The sequence below is a fragment of the Empedobacter falsenii genome (genome assembly GCF_013488205.1).
GTDB lineage: Bacteria > Bacteroidota > Bacteroidia > Flavobacteriales > Weeksellaceae > Empedobacter > Empedobacter falsenii_C.
In genome coordinates, this window is record NZ_CP040908.1 from 1,939,149 (window position 1) to 1,963,633 (window position 24,485).

At 30.1% G+C, this 24,485-nt stretch carries 28 protein-coding genes; 14 read left to right on the forward strand and 14 right to left on the reverse strand.

Features of this window, described 5'->3' with window-relative positions; translation table 11 throughout:
• Positions 1-70: 70 nt before the first annotated feature.
• The 3 genes from FH779_RS09010 to FH779_RS09020 all read right to left on the reverse strand — a co-directional run bounded on the left by FH779_RS09010 (position 71) and on the right by FH779_RS09020 (position 2,099).
• The gene (locus FH779_RS09010; protein WP_180904406.1) at positions 71-943 is read right to left on the reverse strand and encodes a nucleoside phosphorylase; all 873 of its coding nucleotides are present in this window, start codon (positions 941-943) and stop codon (positions 71-73) included.
• A 64-nt stretch (positions 944-1,007) separates the two neighbouring features.
• The gene (locus tag FH779_RS09015; RefSeq protein ID WP_180904407.1) at positions 1,008-1,337 is read right to left on the reverse strand and encodes a translation initiation factor; all 330 of its coding nucleotides are present in this window, start codon (positions 1,335-1,337) and stop codon (positions 1,008-1,010) included.
• Between the two features lie 60 nt (positions 1,338-1,397).
• Complete coding sequence (locus FH779_RS09020; RefSeq protein ID WP_180904408.1) at positions 1,398-2,099, reverse strand: DUF1826 domain-containing protein; 702 nt, start codon at positions 2,097-2,099, stop codon at positions 1,398-1,400.
• A 111-nt stretch (positions 2,100-2,210) separates the two neighbouring features.
• Between FH779_RS09020 and FH779_RS09025 the strand changes: the two genes are divergently transcribed.
• The 6 genes from FH779_RS09025 (at position 2,211) to FH779_RS09050 (ending at position 5,716) form a co-directional block, all read left to right on the forward strand.
• Positions 2,211-2,426 (forward strand): hypothetical protein, encoded by a 216-nt coding sequence (locus FH779_RS09025; RefSeq protein ID WP_038334324.1) that lies wholly within the window; start codon positions 2,211-2,213, stop codon positions 2,424-2,426.
• Between the two features lie 60 nt (positions 2,427-2,486).
• A complete protein-coding gene (locus tag FH779_RS09030; protein WP_180904409.1) occupies positions 2,487-3,131 on the forward strand; it encodes a peptidylprolyl isomerase in 645 nt (214 codons plus the stop codon).
• 101 nt (positions 3,132-3,232) lie between these two features.
• Positions 3,233-3,586: a YkvA family protein gene (locus FH779_RS09035; protein ID WP_115000587.1), complete on the forward strand. Its 354-nt coding sequence runs from the start codon at positions 3,233-3,235 to the stop codon at positions 3,584-3,586.
• 163 nt (positions 3,587-3,749) lie between these two features.
• Positions 3,750-4,211: a MaoC family dehydratase gene (locus tag FH779_RS09040; RefSeq protein WP_038334338.1), complete on the forward strand. Its 462-nt coding sequence runs from the start codon at positions 3,750-3,752 to the stop codon at positions 4,209-4,211.
• A 95-nt stretch (positions 4,212-4,306) separates the two neighbouring features.
• Entirely contained in the window at positions 4,307-5,221 is a 915-nt protein-coding gene (miaA, locus tag FH779_RS09045) for a tRNA (adenosine(37)-N6)-dimethylallyltransferase MiaA (protein ID WP_180904410.1), read from the forward strand.
• A gap of 3 nt (positions 5,222-5,224) precedes the next feature.
• Positions 5,225-5,716 (forward strand): 3'-5' exonuclease, encoded by a 492-nt coding sequence (locus FH779_RS09050; RefSeq protein ID WP_038334348.1) that lies wholly within the window; start codon positions 5,225-5,227, stop codon positions 5,714-5,716.
• A gap of 500 nt (positions 5,717-6,216) precedes the next feature.
• Here the strand turns inward: FH779_RS09050 and FH779_RS09055 are convergent, their stop codons facing one another.
• The 7 genes from FH779_RS09055 to FH779_RS09085 all read right to left on the reverse strand — a co-directional run bounded on the left by FH779_RS09055 (position 6,217) and on the right by FH779_RS09085 (position 9,611).
• Positions 6,217-6,543, reverse strand: coding sequence for a DUF493 family protein (locus tag FH779_RS09055; protein WP_038334352.1), 327 nt, complete (start codon positions 6,541-6,543; stop codon positions 6,217-6,219).
• Between the two features lie 95 nt (positions 6,544-6,638).
• Positions 6,639-6,782 carry an N-acetyltransferase gene (locus FH779_RS09060; protein ID WP_180904411.1) on the reverse strand — a complete coding sequence of 48 codons (144 nt, stop codon included), beginning with the start codon at positions 6,780-6,782 and terminating at the stop codon, positions 6,639-6,641.
• A 27-nt stretch (positions 6,783-6,809) separates the two neighbouring features.
• Positions 6,810-7,136 (reverse strand): DMT family transporter, encoded by a 327-nt coding sequence (locus tag FH779_RS09065; protein WP_115000591.1) that lies wholly within the window; start codon positions 7,134-7,136, stop codon positions 6,810-6,812.
• A gap of 74 nt (positions 7,137-7,210) precedes the next feature.
• Entirely contained in the window at positions 7,211-7,771 is a 561-nt protein-coding gene (locus FH779_RS09070; RefSeq protein ID WP_038334366.1) for a Crp/Fnr family transcriptional regulator, read from the reverse strand.
• An 83-nt stretch (positions 7,772-7,854) separates the two neighbouring features.
• Complete coding sequence (locus tag FH779_RS09075; RefSeq protein WP_180904412.1) at positions 7,855-8,559, reverse strand: phosphoadenylyl-sulfate reductase; 705 nt, start codon at positions 8,557-8,559, stop codon at positions 7,855-7,857.
• 370 nt (positions 8,560-8,929) lie between these two features.
• A complete protein-coding gene (locus FH779_RS09080; RefSeq protein WP_180904413.1) occupies positions 8,930-9,379 on the reverse strand; it encodes a hypothetical protein in 450 nt (149 codons plus the stop codon).
• On the reverse strand, positions 9,357-9,611 hold the full coding sequence (locus FH779_RS09085; RefSeq protein WP_180904414.1) for a hypothetical protein: 255 nt from the start codon (positions 9,609-9,611) through the stop codon (positions 9,357-9,359). Before FH779_RS09085 ends, FH779_RS09080 begins: the two co-directional genes overlap by 23 nt.
• Positions 9,612-9,733: 122 nt before the next feature.
• Between FH779_RS09085 and ligA the strand changes: the two genes are divergently transcribed.
• Together ligA and FH779_RS09095 are read left to right on the forward strand one after the other, a co-directional pair.
• The gene (ligA, locus tag FH779_RS09090; protein ID WP_180904415.1) at positions 9,734-11,728 is read left to right on the forward strand and encodes an NAD-dependent DNA ligase LigA; all 1,995 of its coding nucleotides are present in this window, start codon (positions 9,734-9,736) and stop codon (positions 11,726-11,728) included.
• On the forward strand, positions 11,728-12,285 hold the full coding sequence (locus FH779_RS09095; protein ID WP_180904416.1) for a hypothetical protein: 558 nt from the start codon (positions 11,728-11,730) through the stop codon (positions 12,283-12,285). The genes ligA and FH779_RS09095 overlap by 1 nt, the downstream gene beginning before the upstream one ends.
• A gap of 31 nt (positions 12,286-12,316) precedes the next feature.
• Here FH779_RS09095 and FH779_RS09100 read toward each other — a convergent pair whose 3' ends face one another.
• Together FH779_RS09100 and FH779_RS09105 are read right to left on the reverse strand one after the other, a co-directional pair.
• Positions 12,317-12,790, reverse strand: coding sequence for a hypothetical protein (locus tag FH779_RS09100; RefSeq protein ID WP_180904417.1), 474 nt, complete (start codon positions 12,788-12,790; stop codon positions 12,317-12,319).
• 204 nt (positions 12,791-12,994) lie between these two features.
• The gene (locus FH779_RS09105) at positions 12,995-13,501 is read right to left on the reverse strand and encodes a hypothetical protein (protein WP_180904418.1); all 507 of its coding nucleotides are present in this window, start codon (positions 13,499-13,501) and stop codon (positions 12,995-12,997) included.
• A gap of 327 nt (positions 13,502-13,828) precedes the next feature.
• On the opposite strand from FH779_RS09105, the gene FH779_RS09110 reads away from it, so the two are divergent.
• The gene (locus FH779_RS09110) at positions 13,829-14,206 is read left to right on the forward strand and encodes a VOC family protein (RefSeq protein WP_180904419.1); all 378 of its coding nucleotides are present in this window, start codon (positions 13,829-13,831) and stop codon (positions 14,204-14,206) included.
• Positions 14,207-15,019, forward strand: coding sequence for a DUF4846 domain-containing protein (locus FH779_RS09115; RefSeq protein ID WP_180904420.1), 813 nt, complete (start codon positions 14,207-14,209; stop codon positions 15,017-15,019).
• A 42-nt stretch (positions 15,020-15,061) separates the two neighbouring features.
• Here the strand turns inward: FH779_RS09115 and FH779_RS09120 are convergent, their stop codons facing one another.
• On the reverse strand, positions 15,062-16,234 hold the full coding sequence (locus FH779_RS09120) for a T9SS type A sorting domain-containing protein (protein ID WP_180904421.1): 1,173 nt from the start codon (positions 16,232-16,234) through the stop codon (positions 15,062-15,064).
• A 357-nt stretch (positions 16,235-16,591) separates the two neighbouring features.
• On the opposite strand from FH779_RS09120, the gene FH779_RS09125 reads away from it, so the two are divergent.
• Positions 16,592-20,038 (forward strand): ATP-dependent helicase, encoded by a 3,447-nt coding sequence (locus FH779_RS09125; protein WP_180904422.1) that lies wholly within the window; start codon positions 16,592-16,594, stop codon positions 20,036-20,038.
• 62 nt (positions 20,039-20,100) lie between these two features.
• Positions 20,101-21,384, forward strand: coding sequence for a glutamate-1-semialdehyde 2,1-aminomutase (gene hemL / locus FH779_RS09130; protein ID WP_180904423.1), 1,284 nt, complete (start codon positions 20,101-20,103; stop codon positions 21,382-21,384).
• A gap of 43 nt (positions 21,385-21,427) precedes the next feature.
• On the opposite strand, the gene FH779_RS09135 is transcribed toward hemL, so the two are convergent.
• Positions 21,428-21,742 (reverse strand): DUF4286 family protein, encoded by a 315-nt coding sequence (locus FH779_RS09135; protein WP_180904424.1) that lies wholly within the window; start codon positions 21,740-21,742, stop codon positions 21,428-21,430.
• A 111-nt stretch (positions 21,743-21,853) separates the two neighbouring features.
• Between FH779_RS09135 and FH779_RS09140 the strand changes: the two genes are divergently transcribed.
• Together FH779_RS09140 and FH779_RS09145 are read left to right on the forward strand one after the other, a co-directional pair.
• Entirely contained in the window at positions 21,854-23,236 is a 1,383-nt protein-coding gene (locus FH779_RS09140; protein WP_038334410.1) for a dipeptidase, read from the forward strand.
• Between the two features lie 96 nt (positions 23,237-23,332).
• Positions 23,333-24,484 (forward strand): FAD-dependent monooxygenase, encoded by a 1,152-nt coding sequence (locus FH779_RS09145; protein ID WP_180904425.1) that lies wholly within the window; start codon positions 23,333-23,335, stop codon positions 24,482-24,484.
• Position 24,485 lies beyond the last annotated feature (1 nt).

Here is a 24,485-nt window from a genome sequence, read left to right on the forward strand (position 1 = left end):
AATTCTAGATCATATAATATCAAAAAAGCTCGAGAAAATTCTCGAGCTTTTGTTTTGTATAAATCTGAAATTATTTCGTTAACTTTTCCAGCGAATATTCAATCATTGCATCAACTGCTTTGTAAGAATCGGCACTAAATTCACCTAAAATTCTATTCGCAACAATTGCATTTATTGATAACGCTTCGTGTCCCATCATCGCTGATAATCCATAGATTGCAGAAGTTTCCATCTCGAAATTAGAGATTCTTAAACCTTCGTAATTAAAAGTTGTTAAACGCTCATTAATATCAGCTGGATTTGGTTGCAATCTCAAATAACGCCCTTGAGGTCCATAAAAACCACAAGCTGTAGCCGTTACTCCTTGAATCGTTTTTTCAGAAGCCAATTTATCTAACAATAAATCAGATCCTTTTACTAAATATGGACGAGCTTTATTCGACGACCAATCTACATGTTTGATAAAAGCATCTTCTACCTCTTTATTCATCACCGCTTCGCTCCCAACATAATAATGTAAAAGTCCATCTAAACCTAAACCGTGAGAACCAATAACGAAACTATCTACAGGAATATCTGCCTGTAAAGCTCCAGAAGTTCCCATACGAACAAATGATAATTTTCTGAAATCTTTTTTGATCTCACCAGTTTCTAAATCGATGTTAGCCAAAGCGTCTAACTCAGATAAAACGATATCAATATTATCCGTACCCATACCAGTCGAAATAACTGTTAAACGTTTACCATTCAACGTTCCTGTATGCGTTACAATTTCTCTTTTGCTTGCTGTGTGCTCGATTGTATCAAAATGTCTTGAAACTTTTTCGACACGATTCGGATCACCAACAGTTATAATAGTATCTGCTAAATGCTCTGGTCTTATATTACAATGGTAAACACTTCCGTCTGCATTTAAAACTAATTCTGATGCTGCTTTACTCATGATTTAAAATTAAAAATAAGAGAACAATATACGATTTTTATCAGTAAAAATTGCAAAGAAAATGTTAACCTCCTACTCTTTTCACTTTAAATCCTTTATCTTTCAGGAAAGCCATAATCTTGTCGCGATAATCTCCTTGAATGATGATTTGTTCGTCTTTAAAACTCCCTCCAACACCCAAAAATTGCTTAATTTCTTTTGCTAAAAGTTTGAAATCTTCTGTTTCTCCTTCGTAACCTTCTATAATTGTATTTACTTTCCCTTTTCGTTTCTCAAACTTACAAATTAGAGGTTCTTTCTGAATCCATAACTCATGTTGTTCTTCATTTGATACTTCTTCTAGCTCAGGTATATGATCGGGAAAAAGATTTTTTAATTGATCTTGTAAATCCATTTTTTAACTTCATTTATTACATTTCAAAATTACAAAATATTAGTTAAATCAATTCAAACACTAACAGATTAACAATAATCGATATTCATCTTTATTTTCTTTCGGTGCGCGATGTACGCAAGGCAAAACTTTTTGTTCTGGATGATCAACTGCCAATCGCCAAAGATTTCCTAATCCTAAATTAATTGGTTCTACACCTGGACGAATTTGATAATGCAAATCAAAGAAATATTCTTTCAGAAAATCTTCAAATCCATCAATATGTCCATCATATAATTTGAATAAATTTTCTCTAATTTCAGGAATCAAAATTTTTTGTTCAACATCTTCATTCGCAACAATATCACTGGAAGCGCCATAGTAAGTACACAAAAAAGTATCCGTAGGAATTGGTGAACGATCAACATGAAATGAATAAACATCTGTTGAAATAAAATCAAATTCAGTATCACGTTCGTAGCATTTTAGTAAGTTTAAAGTTGGCGAAGCGCCAAAAACAGTTAATTGTTGTAAATCATTAATCAAAATATTTCTCGCTTTAATTCCTTCTTTAGATAAATCTAAATCATTCAAATCATCAATAGAAACAACAGTAATATCATCTTTTAAAATCAATTGATTCACAATTTCCTCAAAATCACCTTCCAAATTTCGTTGCCAATTTATCGCATTATTTTTCCCAGAAAAAGCTGTATATACAAGTTCATCAAACGAAGAAACAACTAAAACTTGTTGTTGATTAGAATTATTTTGAGCAATCATATAACCGCAAAATTACTATTTATCGAAAAATAATTCAGCCTAAAAATTAAATTATTCCGAATGCAAATTCTCCTTTACAAAAGTTGTATTTTTACCAAAGATTAAAAGACAATGGAAAAAGAAATTATCACCAAAACATTTACATATAAAGGCCACACCAAAACTTTTAGCGCAGAAGTGCAACCTTTACCACCTTTCAATCCAGAAACTATGGATCGCGTGAAGTATGAGGAAACCAAAGAAGCCCATTATATGCTTGCCGAAGCGGAAGTTTATAACCAGAAAACAGAATGGTTTTTTAAAATTGAACAAGAATTGCAAAAATAATGAAACGACACTTACGCTAAGTGTCGTTTTTTGTTTAAGTTTAATCCACAAAATTAAAACATGAAACAAATTACTCTAGCATTATTTACACTTATTACGCTTTCGGCTTGTACTTCTAGCAAGACGGTTTTTCGTAAAAAATGGACAAAGAAACAAGCACCAGAAAATTTTGTTGCTCGATTTGAAACAACAAAAGGAAATATTGATATCGAAGTTGAAAGAAAATTATCGCCAAAAGCTGTTGATCGTTTTTATCAATTGGTTAAGTACAATTTTTTCGAAGATGGTACTTTTTATCGCGTTGTTCCGAATTTTGTTGCACAATTTGGAAATACTGACACAATTGTTTCAAATCAATGGAAAAAGTTTATTGTAGAAGATGAACCTGTTATTGCTGGAAATAGTAAAGGAGCTTTGAGTTTTGCGCGCGCAGGAAAAAACTCAAGAGATTTGGATTTGTTTATTAATCTGAAAGATAATCATCGTTTGGATACAATCAATTCCAATGATGTAGTAGGTTTTCCAAGTTTTGGAAAAGTGGTGAACGGAATGAATGTTGTAGAAAGTTTGTATGATGGTTACGCTGGACAAACAATGGAAGATGAAGAAATTTTTAACAGCACAAAATTAATGCGCGAAAGATATCCAAAGCTTGACAGAATATTGAATGCAAAAATCATTAAACTGAAAAAGAAAAACAAGTAAAACAATGTAACATAAAGTTTTAACATGACACAAAAATCAATTTAAATGTTTTGGCATGTACTTTGTAATACATAATACGTTTTTAAAACATATTTTGTGAAATGAAAAAATCAAAATTCTTTAAAGTCGCTGGAGAAGCAGCAATGGCAGCTCAAAAAGACAAATCTTTTTTTGAAAAAGTAAAGGCTTTTTTCAATATGTTAGGTGATTACAAAAAAGGAAGTTATAAACCTGACAACATGAATTTATTTCTTGGATTTGTAGCAACTTTATACATTATTTCTCCTATTGATATTATTCCAGAAGCGCTATTTGGACCTTTTGGTTTGATAGATGATTTTGGGATTTTACTTTTTGGAATGAAATATTTCAACAAAGAAATTATTAAATATCTTGCATGGAGAGATACGCAAAGAGCCTATGCAAATGTTGAAGATGCAAAAATTATTGAGTAGCAATAAATTAAATAGCTATAAAAAATCCGATTGAATTTTCAGTCGGATTTTTTATTTTTAGATTATTCAAAAAATGCTCTCTTTCTCATAAATAAAATTTATTATCTGACGATTATTCATTAGATTTGAGCAATACAATACTAAAAACTAAAACACCTGAATAATGGTAATTATTAATAATTTCGATGAATACAAAGCTTTCGAAGGTAAAGAAATCGGTAAATCTGACTGGCATATAATAAATCAAGAACAAATCAATCGCTTTGCTGATGCAACTTTAGATCATCAATGGATTCATACAGATCCTGAAAAAGCAGCTAACGAAGGACCTTTCAAAAAAACAATAGCGCATGGTTATTTAACGCTATCTTTAATTCCACATTTGTGGGATCAAATTGCGGAAGTGCGCAACATCAAAATGTTAATCAATTATGGAATTGAAAATTTGAGATTTGGACAAGCTGTTTTGGTTGATAGTGAGGTAAGATTAACTGCAAAATTGAAATCTATTACTAATTTGAGAGGAATTGCAAAAGTTGTCATCGAAGCAAATTTAGAAATTAAAGATAATCCGAAACCTGCTTATACGGCTGATGTGGTTTTCCTTTACCACTTTAATGATTAATTAAAGATCAATATAATTTACAAAGCTTCTATTTTTTATAGAAGCTTTTTCTTTTCATAAAATATCGAAGTATCTTGCGCTCGATTTCATATAACATGCAAAAAATTCAAAATATTAAAACCTTAATTTCTATTGTTGGACCAACTGCAATTGGTAAAACCAATTTGGCAATAGAAGTTGCAAAACATTTTCAATCCGAAATTATTTCTTGTGATAGTCGTCAATTTTTCAAAGAAATGAAGATAGGAACTGCTGTTCCTTCTGAGGAAGAATTGACTGAAGTGAAGCATCATTTTATTCAAAATATTTCTATTCACGAAAAATATTCGGTTGGTGATTTTGAGCGTGATGGCTTAGCTTTTTTGAATAATTATTTCAAAACAAATGACATTTGCGTCATGGTTGGTGGATCTGGTTTATATGAAAAAGCGATCACAGTTGGCTTTGACGAATTTCCTGATGTTAATCCTAAAATTAGAGAAGATTTGAATAATGAGCTTGCTGAATTTGGAATTGAAAAATTGCAAAAAGAATTGCAAGAAGTCGATCCAAAGTATTTTGAAGAAGTTGATATTTTCAATAAACAGCGTGTAACACGTGCTTTAGAAATTTTTAGATCTTCGGGTTTACCTTTCTCTAACTTCAGAAATCAAGATTTGAACAAACGTCCATTTAACATAATTAAAATCGGTTTAGAACTTCCTCGCGAAGAAATGTACGACCGAATCAATCGTCGAGTTGATATTATGATGAACGAAGGTTTATTAAATGAAGCAAAAAATTTATTTCCTTTAAAAGATTTGAATGCTTTGCAAACTGTTGGTTATCGAGAATTGTTCGACTTTTTTGAAGAGAAAATTACATTGGATTTTGCAATAGAAGAAATCAAAAAGAATACAAGACGTTTTGCAAAACGTCAAATGACATGGTTCAAAAAAGATGAAACTGTCAATTGGTTTTCTCCTTTCGAACAAGAAAATATCATTAATTTTATATCGAACAAAATATAAATTATGGAAAATTTTGTTGCCATCGATTTCGAAACTGCAAACAATTATCGTAATTCTGCTTGCGCGGTTGGAATTGTAACTGTGACAGATAATGTGATTACAGACGAGTATTACACGTTAATTCAACCACCACAAAATCAATATAATTATCATAATATTTTGGTTCATGGAATTCGTCCCGAAGACACAATTGATGCACCAAGTTTTGAAGACGTCTATTTTGAAATCAAACATCGTTTACAAAATCAGCTTGTTGTTGCACATAACGAATCGTTTGATCGTTCTGTTTTGAAGAATACAATGGAGTTTTATAGCCTCAATTACTCTCAACTTAACCTTGCCGAAAAGTGGGAATGTACATACAGAATTTTCAAACAGAAAGGAATTGTTCCTACAAAATTATCCGATTGTGCTCGCCGATTTAATCTTCAACTCAACCATCATGAAGCTTTATCTGATGCAAAAGTTTGTGCTCAATTATACTTATTAAAATAGTTTTTACTAAAAATTTATCTGATTAATCGTTTAAAAATAATTTTTACAAAAATTACAATAAATTCACATTCAGTAATATAACCATTTACAAATATTTGTAAGTATTTACAATTATTTACAAGTATTTAAAATTGATTAATAACAACTTTAATAATTCACTTTTCTAAGAAAATTTAATAAAGCAAAAATTCTATTCTAAATAAGTTGATTTTATGAAATGAATTGAGAATGCAAAATTTTGAAAATTAACTTTCAAAATTTTATAAAATGAAGTTTAAACTGAAATTTAGTTCTGATAAACCTTTACAAGTTGAAAAAAAAATTAATAATTTAAAAAATTGATTTCAATTGGATTTTTATCGAAGAAGTAAAATAATCACATTATGTATTTAACATAATAAAGAGGGTTACTCTGGGAACATTAATTTCAAAATTGAAAAATTGATTCCTCCCCTACTCTTTTTAAAAACATAAAAAAAGGTTGCATTTGCAACCTTTTCTTATAACATAATAACGCCTTCTATCTTCGAAACTTCTTTGTAATAATTGATTACTGTATCCGCATCAATCACATAAAGTTTAATCGAAATAGATGTATATTTTCTATTTTTTGAAGCTTTGTAATCAAATTCAGCATTCGTTCCTGCAAAAATATCTTTGATTTTTTTCATCGTTTCTTCACTTGAAGGATAAATGAATTTGAACAAATAATCTGTTGGAAATTTTTGTACATCATCTAATCTTTCTTTGAATTTTGCATAAAAATCTTGCTCATTGTGAGAGCTATCTGGTATTTCTTCGAATGTATAATCTCTATTTGTGTCCATATCTATTATTTTTTTGTTACAATGTCAAAAACAATACCACTTCACATTATTGATAAAATATAGAATTAATAAGACATTTTGACATATTATAAATCTTATAATTTCAATCTCATCATATAATCTATTTGTTCATCATCACCAAGTCTGAAAATATGTTGATCGAATTTTTCGAAACCATTCTTTAAATAGAAATTAATCGCTGAAATATTCTTTTCCTTCTGTAATGTGTTTTTCTTCAACTCTTTTTATTGTAATTTCTTCGTTCATTAATGCGAAACAAATTTTAATCCTACAATTGAACTAATTAATGTAAAAATAAAGAATATTCTCCAAAAATTAGCAGGTTCTTTGAATACAAAAATTCCGATTAAAACTGTTCCAACAGCACCAATTCCAGTCCAAACAGCATAAGCAGTTCCCAAAGGTAAAGTTTGTGTTGCTTTGATTAACAATGCCATACTTACGACCAAACACACTGCGAAAGCGCCGTACCACATATACATTTCTGAGCCTGTTGTTTCTTTGGCTTTTCCTAAAGACGATGTAAATCCGATCTCGAATAATCCTCCTAAAATCAATAAAATCCAATTCATTTTGTTAATATTTTGATGCAAAGATGAATTAGAAAAAAATAGTATTTTTTTACAAATGTTAAAAAATTATTCGCTTAAATTTCGGCGCGAATTCTACTTAATGTCACTTGGGAAATCCCTAAATACGACGCGATATAACCTAATTGCACACGATTAATCAAACTTGGATTTTCTTCTAACAATTTTTTATAACGATCAATCGCCGTTCCCAGTTGCCTAGAAATAAAACGCTCTTCAGTTTTTATCAATTCAATTTCAGCAAGTTTTCTTCCCCAATTTGCAATCTCTAAATTAGTTGCATAAAATAACTGTAAATCAGAAGATTTAATTTCATATAACTCGCAATCTTCCATCAATTCAATTGTTTCGTAACTAATTTTATTTTCGACATAACTTCGCATCGATAAAATCAAATCGCCTTCTTTCCCAAACCAAAACGTAATTTCTTTTCCATCATCAATTATATACGCGCGAACAATTCCTTTTTTGATGAAATATAGCTTTTTTTCAACTTTATCGGCATCAATAAGCGTGGTGTTTTTTGGTAATTGAATCAGTTGCATTTTATCTGCAATCAATTGAATAGACTGCGAGGAAAGTGGTGAAATTTGATCTAAGATTTGTTCTATTTCCATTATTGAAACTTGTCTAGTAAAAGTAAACAAAAAACTCAACCTAAAATAGGCTGAGTCATTCAAATTAAATTAACACCTGAAATCTACTTTGCATGTAGACCGCATTCTTTTTTACTATTATCTTCCCACCACCATCTACCAGCACGAAAATCATCGCCTTCGTTTATAGCACGTGTGCAAGGAGCACAACCAATACTTATGAAGCCCTTATCGTGTAGTGGGTTATAAGGAACTCTATTTTCTTTCAAATACTCAAAACAATTCTCTGTTGTAAAATCAATCAATGGATTGAATTTGAATAATTGTTTTTCTTCATCAAACTCTATTTCGAGCATATCATGTCGATTATTCGATTGCTCTGCGCGCAAACCTGTAATCCAAACTGATGCTTCTTTTAATGCACGATTCAGAGGAATTACTTTTCTGATATAGCAACATTGTTTTCTCAAATCAACCGAATCATAAAAAGGATTAATTCCATTTTCTTCAACAAATTTTTCTAACTCCTCTGTTGGGGGATAAAATGGTTTAATCTTGGTTTGATATTTCAATTCCGTTTTGTTCCACGTATTGTACGTTTCCTGAAAAACACGTCCTGTATCTAAAGTGAATATCTCAATATTATCTAATTTTTGACTCAAAATAGCATGAGAAATAACTTGATCTTCGAAACCAAAACTTGTCGAAAAAACTATCTTTTCTTTAACGTTATTATTCAAAAACAATAATTTTTCTTCTAAACTTGACTGTGCTATTACTTCCTCTAATATTTCTTTTAGTTGATTCATTTTGCATATATAACCTCTATAGTTTTTATAGAGTAATTATTTTTAACAAAATTATAAATTCCAACTTTCTAAACAAAACTAATCTCGATTAATTTTATAGATTTAATGCAATATAGAATCAATAAATTATATAAGCAAATTTTATTTATACTTAAATCATCTACGAGAATAAATTATCATATTCATAAAAAAGAAGAAAATCAGTCCAAATTGGTATTAAATAGAGGTTTTTGAAGAGTTCAAATTATTAATTATCTCAAAAATCAATATAATTATTAAGATAAAAACATTTAAAATATCATAAAAATAAAATCTATCTAATCATCTTCGAGAAAAAATTATGAATATCATAAAACAAAAAAGTCAAACTTTACAAAGTTTGACTTTTTTGTTTATATTTTTTGTAATGATAAATTAGAACAAAAATGGATGAAAATAACCAAATCCAATAACCAAAAAGTGGTAAATCATATTCATGTATTTGTAAAATATCTAATCTTGACAAATGATTAATTCCGTATAATGACATTTGAATAACAGCGATAATACCTAATATTAATCCTATTTTTTTCTTATAAAAAATCCAAGATAATAATAATGTAAAGTTCCCTAACCAACATATAAAATCAATTGGCAACTCTGATATCGTTATATATCCTAATATTAGATATGCAATTCCTAAATATTCTGTTCTAGAATTTCCAGAATAATATTCAATAAAATCAATACTTCTTAATAAGTGAACAGGCAAAATTAAACTTACCAAATAAGTTAAAATACTTACATATAAAAACAGATTATTTTTCCAATTTAGCTTCAAATTCTTCTATTTGTTTTTCCAATTTTTTATTCGCTTTTTTCAATTTGTTTTGAGGGCTAAACATCGCATAAACCAGCAAACCTACTCCTACTCCCACAACAGCTCCAATTTTTTCGTTCTTATTAATTGCCTTCGAAATTGCGATTCCTGCTGCTGCTCCAGTTGTTACGATAGAAACTGTATTTTCAAAACCTTTCGATTTTGTGTCCAAAACTTCCAATAAATTATTCATAGTTGATTATTTTTTTCAATAAACGTTGCAATAAATATTCCTAAATATAAATCATTCCAAATTATTTTAAAAATTGTTCGTATTAATTCAAGTGTTTATCTTTGTTCGGTAACATTTTTAGAATGGAAATACAAGACAAAATTTTAGCGCTTCGAGAAGAGCTTACTCAGCATAATTACAATTATTACGTTTTAGATAATCCGACAATTTCTGATTTCGAATTTGATTTGAAACTGAAAGAATTGAAACGATTAGAAGACGAAAATCCTATCTTTTTTGATGTCAATTCCCCTACACAACGCGTTGGTGGAATGGTTACAAAAAATTTCCCGACGATTACACACGAATTTAGAATGTATTCGTTAGACAATTCATATTCAGTTGAAGATTTGCAAGATTGGGAAAAACGAATTGAGAAAACGTTAGGTGAAAAAGTAGAATTTGTTTGTGAATTGAAATATGATGGTGCTTCGATTTCTATTTTGTACGAAAACGGTGAATTGACGCAGGCTGTAACGCGTGGAGATGGAACACAAGGTGATGAAATCACGAATAATATTCGTACGATACAATCTGTTCCATTGAAATTGAAAGGAAATTATCCTGAGCGTTTTTATATGCGTGGCGAAATTACAATTCCGCTCAATAAATTTGCTTCAATTAATGAAGAACGCGCTAATAATGGTTTAGAATTGTATTCAAATCCTCGAAATACCGCTTCTGGATCATTAAAATTACAAGATAATACCGAAGTTGCGAAACGTGGTTTACAATGTTTTCCGTATTATTTTATCGGAAATAATTTGCCTTATTCTACGCAATGGGAAATGCTACAAGCCGCTGATGAATTAGGATTTAAGATTCCGCATACGTCAAAATTATGTACTTCTTTGGAAGAAGTTTTGGCTTTTGTTGATCATTGGGATATCGAACGCAAAAATTTACCTTACGAAACGGACGGAATTGTGATCAAAGTGAATTCTTTTTCGCAACAAGATGAATTAGGTTATACTGCGAAATCTCCACGTTGGGCAATGGCATATAAATTCAAAGCTGAAGCTGCCGAAACCGAATTATTGAGCATCGATTATCAAGTTGGTCGTACTGGAGCGATTACGCCTGTTGCGAATCTTGCGCCTGTTTCTTTGGCTGGAACAATCGTAAAACGTGCTTCTGTCCACAACGAAGATATCATCAAAAAGTTGGATATCCGCATTGGTGATATGGTTTATGTGGAAAAAGGTGGCGAAATTATTCCGAAAATTGTCGGTGTTAATACTGATGTTCGTCAACCTGGAACGGAAGAAATCGAATTCATTAAAAATTGTCCTTCTTGCGGAACAGAATTAATTCGTAACGAAGGCGAAGCGCAACATTATTGTCCAAATGAGAATGGTTGCGAACCGCAAATTATTGGAAAATTAGAACATTTTGTTTCTCGAAAAGCAATGGATATTGAGAGTATTGGTGGCGAAACAGCGGTTTTGTTACACAAAGCAAATTTGTTAAATAACATTGCTGATTTTTATACTTTACAAAAAGAAGATATTTTGCCTTTAGAAAGAATGGCTGAAAAATCTGCTCAAAATATTATTAATTCTGTCGAAAAATCTAAAGAGCAACCTTTCGAAAAGGTATTGTATGCGATTGGAATTCGTCATGTTGGTGAAACGGTTGCAAAAAAATTAGTCAAACATTTTCAAACTATTGATCGTTTGATGAATGCTACAATGGAAGAATTGGTTTCTGTAACGGATGTTGGAGAAAAAATTGCAATTTCGATTAAGGAATATTTTAAAGAAGAACAACATCAGATTTTGATTCAACGTTTACGCGATTATGGATTGAATTTCGAGATTGGCGAAGAAGCAAAACCTTTGTCAGATTCTTTGGAAGGCAAAACGTTTTTGTTTACAGGAACTTTGACTAAATTCAATCGTACTGATGCACAAAAAATGGTGGAAGATCATGGCGGGAAAAATATTTCTGCAGTTTCTAAAAACTTAAATTTCTTGGTTGCTGGCGATAAAGCTGGAAGTAAATTGAAAAAAGCAGAAGAAATTGGAACAGTTGTCGTGTTGACAGAAGACGAATTTTTAAATATGATTAACGGCTAATGGAATCAGGATTAATTGCTGTCATTATATTCGGAATTGTATTATTGATTTTGATTCCATTTATCTATTATGGATTGCGAATGGCAGGCTACAACAAATCTGCAATGATAGTTTCACTTGCGATATTTTTTATTGTGATGATTCCGATGGTGAAATATGGTTACAGAAGTCAAATGTATTCTAATGATGATTTGAAAACCGATTTACACCAAGCTGGAATTGGGTTTAAAGGAAATCTAAAAATTGTTTCGACAGATATTTCTGGAATTAAAAACATGAAACAAGAAACAGTTTTGATTATGGATTCTGCCGATGTCAATACCATTATTAATAGAATAGAAACTGATCCACGTTTCAAAATTTCTCCAGAAACACTGAGTTTGAAAGAAGAATTAGGCTCGAATGCAAAACATAGAACCAATAGAAATTATCGTTTCAAAGATAATTTTATTTTAGAAACTTACGGAATGTCTGATGATTACACGATTCGATATTCGGAACTGAAATTTAGAAAAGGAAATGACACAGTTTTCTTCAAAAAAGAAGAAGTGTATTAAAAAGATAAAATCCGTCAATTGACGGATTTTTTTATTCAAGATTATTTATTTCTGAGATATTAAAACTATGACTTTTTGAATTTTCAATTTTCCTTTTAATAATAGTGGAATCTACTTTCAATGTGTCAAAATTGAATGTTCGAGGTTCTAAATAATATAATTCTAAAATGGAATCTTTTCTATTTATTGTTCCAAATTTATATTGTTTATTAGTAATAGTATCAAAATATATTGTGTCATTTTTCAGATAGTATTTACCAATTTCTCGTGATGGGAAAAAGCAAAACGAATTTACAATATAAATACTATCTGATTTAAAATGATAGCTGATACCGCAACTTGCTGTTCCTTCACTAAAAGCAAATAATTTATCCTTACCATAAATTGTATTATCAGTAATTATTCCTGATGGATATAGAAAAATTAAAGTCAAAACAATAATGCTAATAAAGACAGGTATTCCTTTTTTGAAATTTCTTTCATCATCATCAAAATATTTATACAACTTTAGTATTGTAGAAATAATTAATCCTATGAATAAAATAAGTTCTATTAAATATAAAACAATCGCGAAAATTCCAGTTTCATGAATCCAAAAATGTTGTGTATTAATTAATAGAAACAATAACACTAAAGAACAAGAATGATACGGATATAGTTTGAACATAAAACAAGTTAATCAAATTGTAATATAACTATTATAAATCATTTATTTAGAATTATTTTTCATCTTAATTAATTCATCAAATTCAACTAAAGTATTTTCACTTTCAGTCTTATAATTTTTAGATTTTCCTATAAAAAGAATCAATTTTCTATCTTCAAAATAATAACGAAATTCTTCAATTTTCGATTTTTTATCATTAAATTCTTTCCAATACAAAGGAAAATTATAAGTTGTATCTTGTTCAAAAACGAAAGACAATTTATTATTCAACAAATAATACTCAGCCAAATATTGACCAGATTCTCCAAATTTTCGTACCACAATTTTTTCTAATTTATCGTTCAAAAAATAATAATTTATAAAACCACCTTCCGTAGAATCATCAGTTTCAACTTCTTTTATTTTTGTCCAATTTTTAATCGAATTAATTCGACTAAAATTTGCTCTGATTACTTTAATTTCTTCACTTTTAACTTTGTCATTTTTCTGAGCAAAAGAAGTCATCACAGAAAATGTAACAAGTACGAAAAAGAATATTATTTTTTTCATCTAAATCAATATTTTATATAAACTATATGAGTAAAATTAGAGTGTTTATTTTCGATATATTTTTACAAATCCTTTTATTAAACTAAATACACCGATTATAAATCCCATAATGATAAAAAGAAATCCAACTAGTAAAAAATATACAGCATAATCGTTTTTGTTATAATCCAAATTATAGCCATATCCAGTCGAGAATATTCCTATAATAAAAACACAGAGCGAACAGATAAAAAGTTTTGTATATCGATTTTGTTTGAGCATCATTAAATATTTCCATAAAATTCAATAAAATATACTAATTTTCAATCAATAATAATAGTGAATTTTATGCAATTTAGAGTCGCTCGACATATCAATCAACTCAAAGAAATAAAAGATTTCTATATTAAAGTTTTGAATTTTGAAATCCTTGGAGAATTTCAAAATCACAATGGTTATGATGGTATTTTTATTGGAAAACCAGATTTAAGCTGGCATTTAGAATTTACAACAACTCACGAAAATATCGATCATCACTTTGATGAGGATGATTGTTTGGTATTTTATCCAACGACACAACAAGAATATGACGAAATAATTGAGCGTTTAGAACTTCATCATATCAAACCAATAAAATCTAAAAATCCATATTGGAATGATAACGGAATTTCATTCTTAGATCCTGATGGATTTGTTGTCATTGTCTCATCTATTAGAATTAAATAATTGAAAAAATATATCTGCTTCATATTTCCATTTTTCATCTTCAGTTGTAAAGATGAAAATTCAACGAATTCTAAAAATCATCAAGATTCAATTCAAAAAATTGTTGAGAAAGAAAGTTTTATCAACGAAAAAGAGAATAAAATAATTGATCGATATTCCGTACCAAAAGGTTTTCAAAGAGAAAATTATAATCAAAATGAATTCGGCTATTTTCTACAACATTTGCAATTAAAAGACTTTGGAACACTTGTAAAATATTATAATGGAAAAGAAAAACCTGAAAATAATGTGTACAATGCGGTGATTGATTTACCGATTGGAAACAAAGATTTACATCAATGTGCAGATGCAACAATGCGTTTGAGAGCTGATTATCTCTACCAACAAAAGCGTTATGATGAAATCTCTTTCAACTTTTTATCGGACGGAAAACCACGCAAATTTACTGATTTTGCAAATGGAGATTATTCACCAGAAAATTATTGGAAATATTTAGAAAATGTGTTCAGTTATGCGAATACAGCTTCTTTGAAAAGTCAATTGAAATCGGTGAATTTTGAACAGATAAAAATTGGAGATATTCTTTTGCAACAAGGAAATCCTTATGGACACGCGATTATGGTAGTCGATTTAGCAAAGAATAAACAAGGTGAAAAAATTGTTTTACTTGCTCAAAGTTATATGCCTGCGCAAGAAATTCAGATTCTTAATAATCCGATGGATAAAAAATTAAATCCTTGGTATAAAGTGCAACAAGGTAAAATTAAAACTCCAGAATGGTTGTTTACAAGTGATGATTGGAAAACGTGGTAAAAAAATAAGAACTCGAAAGTATTTCGAGTTCTTAAAATCATCTTATTTTTTCATTAATAAATAATTTTCTAATTTACTTTCTCCACTAATTGAAATAAAATAAATTCCTTTTTGAAGTTTCGAAATATTAATATTTTCTTTTTCTTTATTTGATTCTATTTTTAATACTTCTTTACCTATAGAATTTTTTATCAAAATTGTATTTTTTCCACTTAAAGGTTGAATATTTATATAATCTGTAGCAGGATTAGGAGCGATTGTAATATTCTTAATATTTTGATCCTGTTTTTTTGAATTTATTTTGCTTAAATTAATGTCACCATTATAATTTTTATCTAAGATAGATAATCCTTCATCAAATGTATTTGAAAGAATTGCATTCATATAATAAGAAGGTTCTTTTATACCTAAAGTGAAATTATTCAATAAATTACCATTCTGATCTAAATAAAGTGCTTCAATCTTACTTTCATTATTACTTTCAAAAATACCTCCGAATACAATTTTATTATTATCTTCAAATATATTGCTAGGGTTAAATTTAACAGATGAATAACCAGTGTCAAATGATTTTATCCATTGTTGATTTCCATTCTTATCATATTTATTTACTTCTGCTTTACCTTCTAAAGATGTTGTTAATGTAATACAACCACCATCTTTACTTTCTGTAACAATAACTTTATTAATTTCTGGATGTATTCCTGCTGTGACTTTACTCCAAATAATATCTCCTTTATTTGACAATTTAACAGTCCATTCTAAATTAGTAGGATTTACTTGTGAACTATTATAAATATATCCACTAAAAAAGATATCACCATTTTTTGATGAAGATATTGAAGTTATCGCATTATCATCAGCATCCCCTATTACTTTCTCCCATACTTTTTGTCCCTTCTTATTAACTTTCATCAAATAAACTTTCACCTTTTCATATTGCGAATCTACTTTTTGTCCTGCTAATAAATAGCTATTATCATTTGTTAAAACTACACTAGTTAAAGTAATATCATTAGTAACATTTATTGGCAAACTAGAAATTAAATGACCATCAAGATTGTATCTGTAAATATTAAAATTTTGAGATGAATTTTGATTTAATGGAGTGCTTAAAGTAAATAATTCATTATTGGTAATTACAAAATCTAGATACCGCAAATTGTCTTGTTTTTTAGTCCACTCTAAATTTCCATTTGCACTTACTTTTGTCAAAATACCATATTGTACAGGATTTCCATCTGGACCAAACCTTTCACTATAAAACTGATTAAAATAAAAGGATTTATTGGTTTGAGATTGATAAATTTTTGTAAATTCTAATTGATTAAATATAGATTCATCAATTTTTTTTTACCCATTCAATCGACTGATTTTGAGCTATAGCATTTATAGATACAATTGTAATTAAAGAAAATAAAACTTGTTTCATAATAATATTTTTAGGCTTTAATCAAATATAAAATTTATAATCATTAATAAACGTTTTTAAGTATTTATTACAACGTCTATATTAAATTGAGTTAAAATTTAATGAAGAATAAATCTTAATTTTACACCAAATTAATCGCCGTGAATCGAGAAGAAATAGGAAATCAACTGCTAAATGAAGTTTTAAACATTCAACTTGCCAATAAACCAATCAATTCTAAATATTTAGATTTAAAACGTTTGGTTGAAAATATTGCGTTTGAGTTGACAAAAAACGAAGCCTTACAGTTTTCTAACTTTTTCTCGAAACTATCTTTTATCTGTAATCAATATCAAGTTTCAACTAAAATTCATTCGTTTCGTAAAACGGCTCAACGAATTCTGAGCGAGAAATACGAACCGACAGAACACGAATATTTTACACATTATAAATATGTTGCGGATTTTATTTCCTCGATATATGAAGTAATGATTCCGGCAGAAATTATTTATTATTTTCCTGAAAAAGAATTTTATACCAACAAAATTCTTACTCGAAATCGAGTAAAAAAATTGCGTGTTCAAGTGATTGAAATCAAGCGAGATTGTTTGATTTGCGATCATGAAGACAATGAAACAGAAGAAAATATTACAGTTCAAATTGATGAAGATGGTGTAAACGAAAACTTTACTTCTATTGAGGATTTTTGGATTGGTGCGCAATTAAATTTAGTCAATTCGACGATTGATGAAGAAGGAATTTATCATCCACGTTTTATCATTCTCGAACCTGATTATTTGGTTGATATTTCGGCAATTGCTGAATGTTTTCAAGATTATGGAACTTCCGAATTACATTATATTCAGAAAAAATTTGAAGAAGCGCCAAACAGCAAACATATTCGATTAGGAAATTTTGCCAATTCAGTTGTCGATCATTTTTCAACGGAAAACATTGAAAATACTGATTTTAATGAGATTTTTAAGAATGATTTTAAAAATTACCCATTAGAATATACGGCTTGCAACGATTTGACGAATCCGCAAGATTTGAAAGATTATTACTTGGAAGCAAAAGGTCATTTTAATCGTATTCAAAAAGTGTTGACCGAGGATTTTCCACAATATGATATTTCGTTGGATCGCGCATTAATTGAACCTTCATTTTTGTGCGAACAATACGGAATTCAAGGTCGTTTGGATTTATTGGATATTAACCCCGAAGGAAAAAATAAAATTATCGAGCTGAAATCTGGTGGTGCACCTTTTCCTGATGACGGAAAAAGTGTCAAGCCAAATCATGCGACGCAGCTCTTTTTATATTACCAAATTATTGGTGTTTTGTATGATTTAGAGTTTAAAGATGTCACAAAAAACACCGAAGGTTATATTTTCTATTCGAAAGTATATCAAGGAAATTTACGTTTTGATGTGCCAACTTTAGCGCGAGTTCAACGTATTTTTGATTTACGAAATCGAATAATTATCAATGAAAATCGTTTAGCAAATCATACATTAACCGATATTGAATCAACGATTTATTCGATAAAACCTGCGAATTTTATCAAGCGAAAAATTAATCCTCGTTTCAAAGAAATTTTAGAAGAGCAATTGGATAAATTTATCTATCCGATCAAAAATAGTTCGCCATTAGAAAAGGCTTACTTCTACTCTTTTACGAATTTCATTGCGAAAGAGCAATATATGGCGAAACTTGGTTTGGGACAATCGACTTCCAACAATGGTTTGGCGAGTTTGTGGCTGAATACTTTCGAAGAAAAAAACAATAATTTCGAGATTATTTATGATTTAGAAATTGTAGAAAATCATATTTCTGGCCCAAAACGTGAAATCAAGCTAAAAAGAACCAATCCTGCGAATGATTTTATTTCGATTCGCGAAGGTGATATTTGTATTTTGTACCCAAGAAATGAATCAAAAGATTCTGTTTTAACAAATCAGGTTTTTAAATGTACGATCAAAAGTATTTCGAGAGAATTTATTGTGTTGCGTTTTCGTTATCAACAACCTAATACACGCTTTTTTGATTCGTTTGATTCAACAGGAAAATGGGCATTAGAACGAGATTTTATGGATTCTTCTTTTGTTTCGATGTACCGAAATTTGTATGGATTAATTCATTCTTCTAAAGCGAAAAAAGATTTGATTTTAACACAGTCTATTCCAAAAAGTCAAATGGATTATGATTATTTTAATTCAAATCTTTCGGATGAACAAAATCGAATTCTGAAAAAAGCACTTTCCGCAAAAGATTATTTTTTGTTGAATGGACCTCCGGGAACAGGAAAAACATCGATTATCATCAAAGAATTGGTAAAAGAAATTTATGAAAAACAGGATTGTAATATTTTGCTTTTGGCGTATACAAATCGTGCGGTTGATGAATTATGTGAATCAATCAATTCGGCGATTTCTAATCAAATTGAACAAAAATTTATCAGAATTGGGAATGAATTGTCTACTTCTCCCGAATTTCATTCAAACTTATTGAATAAAATCATCGAGCAAAAAGATGCTGATTTAGAACAAAAAGGAGAAAAATTTTCGAGAAAAACGATTCAAGATATTATTCGTAAACAACGCATTTTTGTTTCGACAGTTGCTTCAATTTCAAGTAAAAATGATATTCTAAAATTAAAGAAATTTGATACAATTATTATTGATGAAGCTTCACAAATTTTAGAACCACAAATTGTTGGAATTCTACCAAAAGCAGAACGTTTTATCATGATTGGTGACCACAAACAATTACCTGCAATCGTTTTACAGAATCCTGAATTAGCAAAAACGAATAACGAATTATTAGAAAATATTGGTTTAATTAACCGTAAAAACTCTATTTTCGAGCGTTTGTATGAATTCTGTGAACGAAATAATTACGAAAATGCTTTTGATCAATTAACGTATCAAGGAAGAATGCATGCTGAAATCGCAGATTTTCCGAACAATTATTTTTATGATGGAAAATTAAATGTAGCTTTTGATATTCCAAATTTGAACGATGAAATAAAACAAAGCTTAAATCGTCAACGTGCAGATTTACATTTTGAACATTATAATCAAGCAAATGATTTACAAAACTTTATTACAAATCATCGTTTTGCGTTTATCAATGTTGACGAAAATCCTTATTTGCCTTCAACGAATGTGCAAGAAGCCGATTTGATTGTGAAATTTGTACAAGAAATTATTCATTTATACGAAATCAATCAAAAACCATTTGATCCAAAGAAAACAATTGGAATTATTGCGCCTTTTAGAAATCAAATTGCGTTGATTAAACAAAAATTAGAATTAGCAAATATTCCAAATCAGGAACAAATTACGGTTGATACAGTGGAACGTTATCAAGGGAGTCAGCGCGATATTATTCTGTATAGTTTTGCTGTGACGTATCATTCGCAATTGAACGCCTTGGTGAATATGAACGATCAAGGAAATGTAGATAGAAAGCTGAATGTTGCGTTAACGCGTGCAAAAGAACAATTATTTTTGATTGGAAATCAAGCCATTTTGAAAGAAAATCATTTAATTAAAACCTTAATTGATTATTTAGAAAATAAATCTACTCATAAACTGACAATCTAATTAAAATCACTTCTTAATTCATTTAAGATTCAGTAAATTTGTGCAACTATTTTTAGAAAATTATGTTGTATCAAAGAAGTAGCGCATTATTCAAAGACGCGCAAGAATATATTCCGGGAGGTGTAAATTCTCCTGTTCGTGCATTCAAATCTGTTGGAGGAACGCCGATTTTTATCAAAAAAGCCGAAGGTGCTTATATTTATGATGAAGATGGACGTGCTTATGTGGATTACATCAATTCTTGGGGACCAATGATTATTGGACATACAGATCCGCGAGTTTTGAATGCGACTGTTGAACAAATGAAAAATGGTTTTTCTTTTGGTACACCAACTGAATTGGAAACTGAAATTGCGAAATTAATCACGTCTGTTGTTCCAAATATTGACATGGTTCGTATGGTGAACTCTGGTACAGAAGCATGTATGTCGGCAATTCGTTTGGCAAGAGGTTATACAAATCGTGATAAAATTGTAAAATTTGAAGGTTGTTACCACGGACATTCTGATTCATTTTTGATTAAAGCTGGTTCTGGTGCTGCAACTTTTGGAAATCCAAATTCTCCAGGTGTAACGCAAGGAACAGCGAAAGATACGTTGTTGGCAGAATACAATAATTTGGAAGATGTAAAAGCTTTATTCGAACAAAATAAAGACGAAATTGCAGCTATTATTGTTGAGCCAATTGCAGGAAACATGGGATGTATTGTTCCAGAAAAAGGATTCTTAGAAGGTTTGAGACAAATCTGTGATGCGAACGGTGCTTTATTAATTTTTGATGAGGTAATGACAGGTTTCCGTCAAGCAATGGGAGGTTCGCAAGAACGTTTAAACATCAATGCGGATATCGTAACATTTGGTAAAGTAATTGGTGGAGGTTTCCCTGTTGGAGCTTTTGCTGCTCGTCGCGAAATCATGAATCACCTTGCTCCTCTTGGTCCTGTTTATCAAGCGGGAACATTATCTGGGAATCCAATTGCGATGCGTGCGGGTATCACAACTTTGAATATTATTAATAATGATAGAGAATTATTTAATCGTATTGATAACGCTACAGAAACTTTGGATAATGAAATTTCTAAAATCTTTACAGAAAAAGGAATTCCAAATCATATCAATCGTTTAGGATCGATGATGTCTGTGTTCTTTACTGAACAAACAGAAATCAAAAACTTTACAGATGTAAAAAAATGTAACCACGAAAGATTCAATAAATTTTTCCATCATTTGTTGACAAACGAAGTTTATATTGCTCCTTCTGGATACGAAACTTGGTTTATTTCTGATGCGATTAAAGATACAGAAATCAATAAAACATTAGACGCTGTAAGAAGCTTCGAAGGTTAATCATAAACAAAAAATGCAGTAGAAAACTACTGCATTTTTTTGTTTAATTATAATCTCCAATATGTTCCATTTCACTTTCGAAACTTAGCACTTTTGTCGCATATTTTTGCAAACTTTTTTGCTTGATTTCTGATAAAAAATTATTCTTGAATTTATCTAAAGTCAATTCATCATTCACAAATAATTGTAAAGAATAAGAAACCGCTCCTGGTTCTACATGAGAAGTTATTTTTCCTAAACGAGCGCCAATAAAACAATTTGATTTCAAATAATCATTAATATGCTCTTTCTGAATCCACTCAAACCAATCGTCATGCACCTCTTGTTCAACAATAAAAGTTGTATTATATAATATCATTCTCTAATTTTTTGCAAAGATACAAAGGTTTTCGCATTATATTTTTCTTGAAAAAGAAAGTCTAATCAAGATTTTATTTTTAAATTTACCTATTATTCATAACAAACAAAGATGAACAATACGCAACAATTTATACAAGAGAATAAACAACGTTTTCTTGATGAATTAATCGAATTACTTAAAATTCCTTCAGTTAGTGCTGATCCAGCCTACACACAAGACGTAAATGATGCTGCCGAAATGGTTGCAAAATATTTAAAAGAAGCAGGTGCTGATAATGTTGAAGTATGCGAAACAGAAGGTTTTCCTGTTGTTTACGGAGAAAAAATAGTTGACGCTTCAAAACCAACTGTTTTAGTTTACGGACATTACGATGTACAACCAGCTGATCCTTTAGAATTATGGGAATCTGGACCATACGAGCCAGTAATCAAAAAGACAGAAATTCATCCTGACGGAGCAATTTTCGCTCGTGGTTCTGCTGATGATAAAGGTCAAATGTTTATGCACGTTAAAGCTTTTGAGGCTTTAAACAAATCAAACGAATTACCTTGTAACGTTAAATTTATGATCGAAGGTGAAGAAGAAGTTGGTTCTCCTTCATTAGTAAATTTCGTTAAAAACAATAAAGAGAAATTAAAAAATGATGTGATTTTGATTTCTGATACTTCTATGATTTCAAACGAACAACCTTCTATTTCAGTTGGTTTACGTGGTTTATCTTATGTAGAAGTTGAGGTAAAAGGAGCTAATCGCGATATGCACTCTGGTGTTTATGGTGGAGCTGTTCCAAATCCGATTAATGTTTTAGCAACAATGATTGGAAAATTAATCAATGAAAAAGGTCACATTACAATTCCAGGTTTTTACGAGCCAATTCTTGAATTAACAGAAGATGAAAGAGCTGATTTAGCTAAAATTCCATTTGATGTTGAAGAATACAAAAAATCTATCGGTATTGCTGATATTCAAGGAGAAGAAGGTTTTTCTACAATCGAGAGAGCGTCTATTCGTCCTACTTTAGATGTAAACGGAATTTGGGGAGGATACATTGGCGAAGGTGCTAAAACAGTTATTCCTTCTCATGCTTATGCTAAAATTTCAATGCGTTTGGTTCCAGGACAAGACCCTGAGGTTGTAACAAAACAATTTGCAGATTATTTCCCAACATTAGCGCCATCTTCAGTAGAAGTTAAAGTAAAGCCACATCACGGAGGTAAACCTTATATTTTACCAACAAATCACCCAGGTTTTATCGCTGCTAAAAAAGCATTAGCTGAAACTTTTGAGAAAGAAGCGTTAGCTGAAAGAGCTGGAGGATCTATTCCAATTGTTGCTTTATTCGAAGAAGAATTAGGAACAAAATCTGTTTTAATGGGATTTGGGTTAAACTCTGACGTTATCCACTCTCCTAACGAACATTATGGTTTATTCAATTTCTACAAAGGAATCGAAACTATTCCATATTTCTACAAATATTTTAACGAACAATAATTTTCGACAAAATAACTTCTGAAAAGCGAATCAAATTGATTCGCTTTTCTTTTTGGTTTATAGTAGAATGATTAATTTTGAACTTTATTTTTATCAATGAGTAAAAAATTCTTAATCGCCGGTGCAGGAATTGCAGGTTTAACTTTAGCAAAAGTTTTGCAAGATTTAAATTATGACTACGAAATTTTCGAGGCTTCGCCAGAAGTTCGTGGAATTGGTGCTGGTTTTGGCTTGGCTTCTAATGCAATGAAAGCGTTTGAAATTCTTGGTTTAGCAGAAGAAGTTGCGCCTTTGGGACATATGTTAGAAGATTTTGAAATTCAAGATTGGAAAGAAAAAACAATTCTGAAAGCGGATACCGAACGATTAAGAAAAAACTACAACAACGAAAATTTTGCCATTCATCGTGCAGATTTACATCATTATTTAGTTTCTAAAATTGATTCGAATAAAATTAAAACTTCAAAAAAAGTGAAGCTTTTCGAACAATCTTTTGAAAAAGTTGTGCTTCATTTTGAAGATGGAACTTCTAGCGAAGGCGATTATTTGATTGGTGCTGATGGAATAAATTCTACAATTCGTCAACAATTGTTAAAACAGTCGACGCCTCGTTATGCGGGTTATATTTGTTGGCGTGCTATTGTAGAAGATAAATCTTACAATTCAAAAAAGAGTATCGAAACATGGGGACCAAATGGTCGTTTTGGATTGACACCTCTTATCAATCATCAAATTTATTGGTATGCATGTGTCAATACAAAACTAAATTCTGAAGTTTACAACTATACATTGAGTGATATTAAAAATCAGTTCAAAGATTATTCGGGACAAATCAGAAATACTTTACAAAAAACAAATCCAGAAAGTATAATTGCTACGCCAATTATGGACATAAAACCGATTAATAATTATGCATTTAATCGTGTATTGTTAATTGGAGATGCAGCCCATGCAACCACACCAAACATGGGACAGGGCGCATGCATGGCGGTGGAAGATGTTTGTGTTTTGTATGATGAATTAATCAAAAAAGATACTGATGTTTTGTTAGCTTTTGAACATTATAATTTACGTCGTTTGAAACGAACACATTATATTATTGACACTTCTCGTTTGGCTGGAAAAGTTGCTCAAGTTGACAATAAATTCTTAATGAATATCCGAAATTTTGCTTTCCGAAATTTACCACAATCTTTGATGCAAAGCCCTTTAGAAGACTTGTTGGAAGAAGATTTTATGAAGGTTTAGC